This is a genomic window from Aquiluna sp. (genome assembly GCF_965064355.1).
Map to the genome: position 1 here is coordinate 1 of NZ_CBCHRQ010000059.1, position 8,714 is coordinate 8,714.

The 8,714-nt window shown below is 52.8% G+C and carries 7 protein-coding genes and 2 rRNA genes; all 9 read left to right on the forward strand.

Features of this window, described 5'->3' with window-relative positions:
* Positions 1-148 (forward strand): 23S ribosomal RNA (locus AC128V_RS05705); the annotation flags it as partial.
* A 91-nt stretch (positions 149-239) separates the two neighbouring features.
* Positions 240-356 (forward strand): 5S ribosomal RNA (gene rrf / locus AC128V_RS05710).
* 72 nt (positions 357-428) lie between these two features.
* Positions 429-1,553 carry a hypothetical protein gene (locus AC128V_RS05715; protein ID WP_482763713.1) on the forward strand — a complete coding sequence of 375 codons (1,125 nt, stop codon included), beginning with the start codon at positions 429-431 and terminating at the stop codon, positions 1,551-1,553.
* Positions 1,537-2,517: an HAD-IIA family hydrolase gene (locus AC128V_RS05720; protein WP_482763714.1), complete on the forward strand. Its 981-nt coding sequence runs from the start codon at positions 1,537-1,539 to the stop codon at positions 2,515-2,517. The genes AC128V_RS05715 and AC128V_RS05720 overlap by 17 nt, the downstream gene beginning before the upstream one ends.
* Before the next feature lie 111 nt (positions 2,518-2,628).
* Positions 2,629-3,429, forward strand: a complete 801-nt coding sequence (locus AC128V_RS05725) for a TlyA family RNA methyltransferase (RefSeq protein WP_482763715.1) — start codon at positions 2,629-2,631, stop codon at positions 3,427-3,429.
* Positions 3,426-4,325 (forward strand): NAD kinase, encoded by a 900-nt coding sequence (locus tag AC128V_RS05730; protein ID WP_482763716.1) that lies wholly within the window; start codon positions 3,426-3,428, stop codon positions 4,323-4,325. The genes AC128V_RS05725 and AC128V_RS05730 overlap by 4 nt, the downstream gene beginning before the upstream one ends.
* Entirely contained in the window at positions 4,322-5,977 is a 1,656-nt protein-coding gene (gene recN / locus AC128V_RS05735; RefSeq protein ID WP_482763717.1) for a DNA repair protein RecN, read from the forward strand. Before AC128V_RS05730 ends, recN begins: the two co-directional genes overlap by 4 nt.
* Before the next feature lie 54 nt (positions 5,978-6,031).
* Positions 6,032-7,696, forward strand: a complete 1,665-nt coding sequence (locus AC128V_RS05740; protein ID WP_482763718.1) for a CTP synthase — start codon at positions 6,032-6,034, stop codon at positions 7,694-7,696.
* On the forward strand, positions 7,697-8,596 hold the full coding sequence (gene xerD / locus AC128V_RS05745) for a site-specific tyrosine recombinase XerD (RefSeq protein WP_482763719.1): 900 nt from the start codon (positions 7,697-7,699) through the stop codon (positions 8,594-8,596). It abuts the gene before it with no gap.
* Positions 8,597-8,714 lie beyond the last annotated feature (118 nt).

Genomic DNA, 8,714 nt, shown 5'->3' on the forward strand with positions numbered 1-8,714 from the left:
CATCTAAGCGGGAAGCTTGCTTCAAGATGAGATTTCCATGACTTTATGTCGAGAGGGCCGCAGCTAGATTACTGCGTTGATAGGCGGGATGTGGAAGTGCTGAAAGGCATGGAGCTGACCCGTACTAATAGCCCGATAACTTGATACAACTTCAAATTTGTGCTTGCGTCCACTGTGTGGTTCTCGAGGTATGGTCGAGAACCGAAGAATGATCTTCGATTCACATATCTCAATAGTGTTTCGGCGGCCATAGCGAGAGGGAAACGCCCGGTCACATTCCGAACCCGGAAGCTAAGACTCTCAGCGCCGATGGTCCTGCAAGGGGGACCTTGTGGGAGAGTAGGACACCGCCGGACTTACTTTAGAAAAGGCCACTCCTTATGGGGTGGCCTTTTCCTTTTTAAGCTATCTTCAAGGAAGACAAACATATGGAATCCAGAAGACCAAGGCCTCAGGCCGACAAAGAGGGCCCATCGGGCCGTGGCGTTCGCCAGGAGGGCGATCGCCCAGTTTGGCAACAGCGCGTCGAGCGCACCAAAGATCTAGAGAAGTCACCTCTGATCCCATCGGAGATCACTCCTGAGGATCTAGACATGGGTGCCAGGGTTCAGCTAAAGACCCTGACCGCTGAAAACGCTGAAATGGTTGCTAGGCACCTCGCAATGGTCTCATTGCTAATAGATTCCGATGCTGACTTGGCTCATAAGCACGCGCTTGCTGCATCTCGCAGAGCGGGCCGTCTGGCCATCGTCCACGAAACACTTGGCATTACTGCCTATAAATCATCAGATTTTGCGCTAGCTTTGCGCGAGCTACTTACCCACCGCAGGCTTACCGGCTCCAACGACCAGCTACCGCTGATTGTTGATTCCGAGCGCGGACTGGGGAGACCTGAGCGCGCTTTAGAAGCAGTGTCGGGTCTTGACCGCAGCAAACTTGCGGTTGGAATTCGCATCAACCTAGCCATTGCGCTCTCTGGGGCAAGACTGGATCTTGGCCAGGCCAAGGAAGCAAAACAAGAACTCGAGATTGCTGAACTTACCCCAAAGACCGTTTACCCACAGTCACCACTACTTTTCCGCAGCTACGCCGAGGTTTTGCGTGAGCTTGGTCAAGACGGTGCCGAGTGGGAGACGCTTGCTGACCGTGCAGATCACGCAATCGACAACCAGGACGGCGAGCTGTTTGACCTAGTTGAAGAGATTCACATTCCGACCAGCGAAGAGTTCGATAGAACGGCAAAGCCTGAGCGTAAGTTCACCCCTCGTGACGGTGACCGTAAAGAGCGAAGTGGTTCTCCGGATAGAGATCGACGCGCACCTTCGCGTGACGGGGATAGAAAATTCAATCCACGTGAGGGAGGCAAGCGCGAGCGTCCAAGTGGCGATGGTGCTGCCAGGCCCGCTGTCGGAAACGGTGAGCGCAAGTTCCCATCTCGCGATGGCGAACGTAAGCCATGGGTGAAAGACGGCGGCCCTAAGAAATTTGGTGGCAGATCTCAGACATCCGGCAAGGATTTTAAGCCAAGGGGAAACCGTGGCAAGACTGGTTGATGGTTACGACTCTCTACTTTTAGACCTTGATGGTGTGGTGTACCTAGGTTCACAAGCAATCGAGCACGCTGTTGAAAGCATCAACTCCGCTCAAGCACAGGGCTTCAAGATTGGCTACGTCACGAATAATGCCTCTCGTAAGCCCGAGACAATTGCAGAACAATTGGCAGCCTTTGGGTTGAACGTTCAGCCCGATGAAGTTGTTGGTTCAGCACGAGCTGCAGTCAAGATGCTTGCTGAGCGAATTCCTGCCGGCTCTAAAGTTCTGGTCGTTGGGGGAGAAGGCCTCACCTCGGAGGTAGAGGCTTTTGGCTTCGAACTGGTTTCCAGCGCATCCGATAAACCAGCTGCCGTGATTCAGGGATTTAGTCCAGAAATTGGATGGAAGCACCTTGCTGAAGCTTCTTTTGCCATCCAGGGTGGCGCCATTTGGCTGGCAACAAATCAAGATTGGACGATTCCTCGCGAAGGTGGAATTGCACCTGGCAATGGCACGCTGGTTTCCGCTGTACATACCGCTGTTGGAATACTTCCGGATTTTGCGGGAAAACCTTTTCGCCCGATTTTCGAATCTGCCGTTTCACAACTAAACATTTCGCGTCCACTAATGATCGGCGATCGCCTCGACACTGATATTCGAGGCGGCGTCGGATTTGGTATCGATACCGCATGCGTGCTGACCGGTATTGCGACTAGAAAAGACTTGATTGGCGCCCGCCCGGAGGACCGTCCAGCCTACATTCTCGAAGATTTGCGACAGCTCTTTGAGCCATACCCACAGGTGAAAATGACCAAGCGGGGAGTGAAATTGGGAAAGACCGAGGTTGAACTAATTGGCAACAAAGTTATTGTGACCGAAGGTGACCCAAGGTCACCCGAGGCCCTTCGAGCTGCTTGCTCGCTAATCTGGAGTTGCGGCACTCCGATTTATGGGCTGGACGTTGAAGCCGCCCTCTACGAATAGGAATTTGATGGACATCGAACAGCTCCTTGCGGGTATCGACGACCTAGAACCTCAGGCTCAGCTTGAGCGCTTGCAAGAAATTGTGAACGAACTCGAGAAGCTAGTGAACCAGTGAGTGAACGCTTAGACATTGAGCTTGTAATTCGTTCGATTGCTCGCTCGCGATCACACGCTGCCTCGCTAATTGATCAGTCTCGAGTTCTAGTCAATGGGACATTGGCCACAAAGCCTGCCCAAAAGATTTCAGAAACTGACGAGTTGAGCTTGACTCAGGGTCCAGATTTTGTATCTCGAGCCGGCCAAAAACTAGACGATGCACTAAAGGCGTTTGAGATCTCGATTTCGGGTTGGTGCCTTGATGCGGGCGCTTCCACTGGAGGTTTCACTCAGGTTCTTTTAGAGAGCGGTGCTGCGGGTGTGGTGGCGGTCGATGTGGGACATGACCAATTGGTGGACCTTCTGAGAAACGATGTGCGTGTAGTCAGTTTGGAAAGCTGCAATCTTCGAGACCTAACTGTTGAAAAGCTGACTGAACTTACCGGTAGAACCTTTGATTTCTCGCACGTGGTGGCGGACCTAAGTTTCATTTCGCTGACGCTTGTATTGGAACAACTCGCCAAACTGGCACCAAAAGCACCCATGGTGCTTTTGGTGAAGCCTCAGTTTGAGGTCGGCAAGCATTCGCTAAATGCTTCGGGGATCGTAACCGACTGGCGCGAGAGACGCCGGGCACTGGAGCAGGTGGTTGATTGCGCTTCAGCTTTGGGTTACGAGATCTCGGGGCTGGTTGAATCTTCCATCAAGGGAACTCACGGCAATACCGAATACTTATTGTGGATAAGCCCAAATGGAGTCGATAATCGGCAACAATGGTCTGAATCAATTTCTCAATTGGCCAAGAAGGAAAGATGAGTCGCAAGGTTCTGCTGGTATCCAGCCCTCAGTACTTAGAAAAGGCTGAGTTAGTGCTAAGCGCGTGCAAACACCTGGGGCAGAATTCTCTGACCGTGCTGCTCGAACAGGAGCACATCGATTCGCTGACAAAACTTGGTGTGAGTATTCCAAGTGAAGTTTTGAGCTATGACGGATCTGAAGTAGAACTCGCAGTTGTTCTAGGAGGTGACGGCAGCATCCTTCGCGCTGCCGAACTGTTGCGGGGAACAAAAGCCCCAATTCTTGGCATTAACGCCGGACACTTTGGTTTCATGGCTGAGGCTGAAAGTGGAAGCTTGATTTCGGCTTTGGACATTGTCATATCGAAGCGCTACCAGGTGCGTGATCGACTTGCACTTGATGTGGTTGTGACCAACCAGGGTAAAGAAACTTACCGATCTTGGGCGTTGAACGAAGTGGCAGTTGAAAAAAGCGCTCGCGAGCGCATGCTTGAGGTAGTTATCGAGGTTGATTCTCGTCCGGTTTCATCCTTTGGCTGCGACGGAGTCCTGGTCTCCACCCCAACCGGATCAACGGCATATGCCTTCAGCGCAGGTGGCCCGGTAGTTTGGCCAAACGTTGAGGCACTAATGATGATTCCGCTTAGCGCTCATGCGCTATTTGCTAGGCCGCTTGTGGTTGGCCCTCAGACTCATCTCGCGATTGAGGTCCTTCGTCGCAGTTCCGGTGCGGGAGTGCTCTGGTGCGATGGGCGCCGGACTTTTGATCTTGCTCCAGGATCTCGCGTTGAGGTTCGACGAAGCAATGAACCAGTTCCAGTTGTTGTTTTGGAAGATGAACCTTTTGCGGATCGAATTGTGAAGAAGTTCTCGCTGCCGGTAACCGGCTGGAGAGGTCCAGACAGCGAGAAGTGATTGAAGCAATTGGAATCCGAAATCTTGGTGTAATTGAATCAGCCCAACTCGAGCTGAAATCTGGATTTACAGCCCTAACGGGCGAGACCGGTGCTGGAAAGACCATGGTGCTCAATGCTCTAAGTTTGCTGCTTGGAGGTCGCGCAGATTCCAGCTCGGTGAGAACCGGTCAGCAGCAACTCTTTGTGGAAGGCAGCTGGCACATTACAGATCCAGAGCTGATTCAGGCGGTTGAGGCCCTAGGTGGAGAAGTCGATTCCCACACTCTGCTTGTCAATCGAACAGTCACCGCTGATGGCCGGTCCCGTGCCGCGCTCGGAGGGGCTCAGGCACCCGCTGGTGCCTTGGCGGAACTTGCATCAAAATTGGTGACGGTGCATGGTCAGTCAGATCAGCTCAGACTTCGCTCGCTTGCGGCACAGCGCGATGCACTTGATGAATTCGGCGGGATCACGGTCCTAGCGGCAAAAGATTCCTACAGAGCAAGTTTTCAGGCATTCAAAGAGCTGCAGGCTCGGCTAGAGCGACTGCAGTCGGCGGCATCCTCTGATCAGCGCAGGGTAAATGAACTTCGAGAGTTACTTGCCGAAATCGAAAAACTCTCTCCAGTTGAGGGGGAGCTAGAAGACATCGAAGAGCGAATCAATCGCCTCGCAAATGTCGAGTCCCTGAGGATCAACGCTGCAACGGCTCACGATGCTTTAGCCGAAGCCGAGCCAGCTGCGCTTGAGCTGTTGGGTTTGGCATCAAGATCACTTGAGCAATCCAGTGACAGCGAGCTAAGAGAGCTAGGAACCCGCCTGAGGGAGGCAAACGCATTAGCTTCGGATGTTTCTGCTGACCTAGCTTCATTTTTGCTTGACTTAGAGGCAGATCCAGCTCAATTGGAGCAGCTGCAAATGCGCAAGGCGGCTTTGGTTCAGCTGGAACGTAAAGTCGGCATGGGACTCGCAGAGGTTCTCGCTGCGATTTCAGGTTGGCAGGTTGAACTTTTGGACCTGGATAGTTCGGACGAGCAAGTTGAGCGCTTGGAAATGCAGCTTGCCTCAACCTTGAGTCAGCTTTCAATTGATGCATCCAAACTCAGCCAAGTCAGGCAGGATGCCGCCACGCGCCTAACGACTCGGGTTTCCACCGAGCTCAATGATCTTGCGATGCAGGGGAGCCGATTTAGCGTAAACCTTTCACCGCTTGGGGATTTTGAGGCTAGTGGTCGAGATCGAATTGAGTTTCTACTTTCCAATGCCGGGAGTGATCCAAGGCCGCTTGCCAAGGGGGCATCCGGTGGTGAACTTTCAAGGATCATGCTGGCTATTGAGTTGGTCCTAGCCGGCGATCACCCCATGCCGACCATGATTTTCGATGAGGTCGATGCCGGTGTGGGTGGTCAAGCTGCCGTTGAGCTCGGCAGAAGGCTTCGCAGACTGAGTGAAAACACCCAGGTGATTGTCGTTACCCACTTGCCGCAGGTTGCAGCCTTTGCGCACCAGCAGATCAAAGTCGCAAAGGAAGTTTCGGGGGAAATCACTAAGTCTTCGGTTCAGTTATTGGGTCCAAAAGACAGAACGCGAGAGCTCGCGCGAATGCTTTCGGGTAACCCAGATTCTCAGGTTGCATTGCAACACGCAGAAGAACTTTTGAAATCTCACTAACAACTTTCGTGTCAGGAGCTTTTTGAGCTCTAGGAACTGATAAATTGAAGTTCCATGGCTCAAAGCTCTGGAATCCCCTCACATATCTTCGTAACCGGTGGCGTTGCGTCTTCGCTAGGCAAGGGTTTGACCGCGGCATCGCTGGGCAATCTATTGACCGCAAGGGGATTGCGGGTAGTAATGCAAAAACTTGACCCCTATCTAAATGTTGACCCCGGCACAATGAATCCGTTCCAGCACGGAGAAGTATTCGTCACCGACGATGGCGCTGAGACCGACCTGGATATTGGCCACTACGAGCGATTCTTGGACATCAACCTAAACGCGGCGGCAAACGTGACTACCGGTCAGGCCTACTCAAATGTCATTGCCAAAGAGCGTCGCGGTGAGTATCTGGGTGACACTGTTCAGGTGATTCCTCACATCACCGACGAGATCAAGCGCAGAATGCGCCTGCAGGCAAACCAAAAGCCAATTCCCGATGTAATCATCACCGAGATCGGTGGGACAGTTGGCGATATTGAGTCACAGCCCTTCATGGAGGCAGCCCGCCAGGTCAGAAGAGATATTGGGCGAGACAATGCATTTTTCGTCCACGTCACTCTGGTTCCTTTCCTAAAACCATCTGGGGAGCTCAAGACCAAGCCAACTCAACACTCCGTTGCACAGCTTCGCTCACTCGGCATTGCGCCAGATGCGATTGTCTGCCGCTCCGACCGAGAGTTGCCTGATTCCATCAAAAACAAAATTGCAAACATGTGTGACGTTGACCGCGAGGCAGTGGTTACTGCAGCTGATGCTTCGTCCATCTATGACATTCCAAAGGTGTTGAATTCCGAGGGTCTTGATAGCTACATCATTAGAAAGCTAGGGCTTGAAGCAGGCGAAGTCGATTGGTCTAACTGGTCGCCGGTATTGGCTGCGGTTCACGAACCTAAGCATGAGGTGACTATTGGTTTGGTTGGTAAGTACATCGACCTACCAGACGCATATCTTTCGGTAACCGAAGCAATCCGTGCAGGTGGGTTTGCCGAATCCACCAAGGTGAATATCCGCTGGATTCGCTCGGATGACTGTGATTCTGAAGCCGGCGCTCGCGAGCACCTGAGTGATCTAGATGCAATTTGTGTTCCAGGTGGCTTTGGTATCCGCGGCATTGAGGGCAAACTCGGAGCACTTCGCTTCGCAAGAGAAAACCAGATCCCAACTCTTGGTCTGTGCTTAGGACTGCAATGCATGGTGATCGAATACGCCAGAAACGTGGCAGGCATAAAGGGCGCAACCTCGAGTGAGTTTGAGCCCGGTGCCCCACATCCGGTGATTGCCACCATGGCTGAGCAGGTTGATGTGCTTGCCGCGGGAGATATGGGCGGAACTATGAGACTTGGGCTTTACGAGGCCAAGCTGCAGGAGGGCTCGCAGGTTGCCAAGGTCTATGGCGCCCTTACCGCCAGCGAACGCCACCGTCACCGCTACGAGGTCAATAACCACTACCGCGAACAAATCGCTGCGGCTGGATTGGTGTTCTCGGGAACCAGCCCAGACGGTCAGCTAGTTGAATATGTGGAGCTTCCAAGAGATGTTCACCCTTACTACGTCTCCACCCAGGCTCACCCTGAGTTTAAGTCTCGTCCTACCAAGCCAAACCCAATGTTCCACGGTTTGGTAAAAGCTGCACTTGAGCGTCAAAAGCAGCAAAAGCTATTTGACGAGTCCTAAATGACATCGCCGCTGGATGCCTACCTGCGGCACCTCGTGATTGAGCGGGGTCTGAGTAAGAACACTCTAAGTGCCTATAAGTCCGACCTGGCTAAATACCGCGAATATTTGGATCAAAACAGCTTTTCGGAACTGCGCATCACTCGGTCTCAGCTTTCAGATTTCTTACAGTGGCTGAGTGCTCAAAACCTAAGGGCAGCGTCATCGGCGAGAATCCTGGCTGCAGTTCGTGGTTACCAAAAGTATTTGCTATTGGAAAACCTGCGCACCGATGACCCAAGCCAGCAGGTGAAAAGCCCCAAGCTTCCAAAGCGTTTGCCGAAGGCCCTCACTCAGTCGCAGGTCATGGCGCTACTTTCGGCAGCCGGGCCTGAACCCGACGATGAAACCGCGGATGTCCTAAGACTTAGAAACCGCGCAATTTTGGAACTGATGTATTCCTCCGGATGTCGCGTGAGCGAGGTTGCCCAGTTAGATCTTGATGAAATGGTGCAGGGTGGCTGGGTGAGGATTCGAGGCAAGGGCTCAAAGGAGCGGTTAGTTCCGGTCGGATCCTTCGCGCAGCGTGCAATAGATGCCTATTTGATTCGCTCCAGACCGCTGCTTAGCGCCAAAGCTGGTGGCCCAGCACTGTTTTTAAACCAGCGCGGCTCCAGACTTTCTCGCCAGAGCATCTGGGAGATTATCCAGTCAGCGGGTGTGGGTTGTGGCTTGTCTGTCTCACCGCATTCACTCAGGCACTCCTTTGCCACACACTTGATTGAGGGTGGAGCGGACGTCAGGGTGGTTCAGGAGCTCTTAGGGCACGCATCGGTGGCAACAACCCAGATTTACACATTGGTCACAATTGATACACTGCGTGAGGTTTATGCGTCTTCACACCCCCGCGCGCGGCGGTAGGCTAATGGTAGAAAAAGTTGGAGGCACCGGTGAATCTCTCTAAGAAGGAATTCCCAGTTCCGGCCAAGCTCAAAGAGCACGGTCCGGCACGCATTATTGCAATGTGCAATCAAAAAGG

Excerpts from the sequence above, each read along its gene's own strand:
- AC128V_RS05740 (WP_482763718.1), top strand. The coding sequence starts at position 6,032 with ATGGCTCAAAGCTCTGGAATCCCCTCACATATCTTCGTAACCGGTGGC.
- AC128V_RS05730 (WP_482763716.1), top strand. The coding sequence starts at position 3,426 with ATGAGTCGCAAGGTTCTGCTGGTATCCAGCCCTCAGTACTTAGAAAAG.
- xerD (WP_482763719.1), top strand. The coding sequence starts at position 7,697 with ATGACATCGCCGCTGGATGCCTACCTGCGGCACCTCGTGATTGAGCGG.
- AC128V_RS05715 (WP_482763713.1), top strand. The coding sequence starts at position 429 with ATGGAATCCAGAAGACCAAGGCCTCAGGCCGACAAAGAGGGCCCATCG.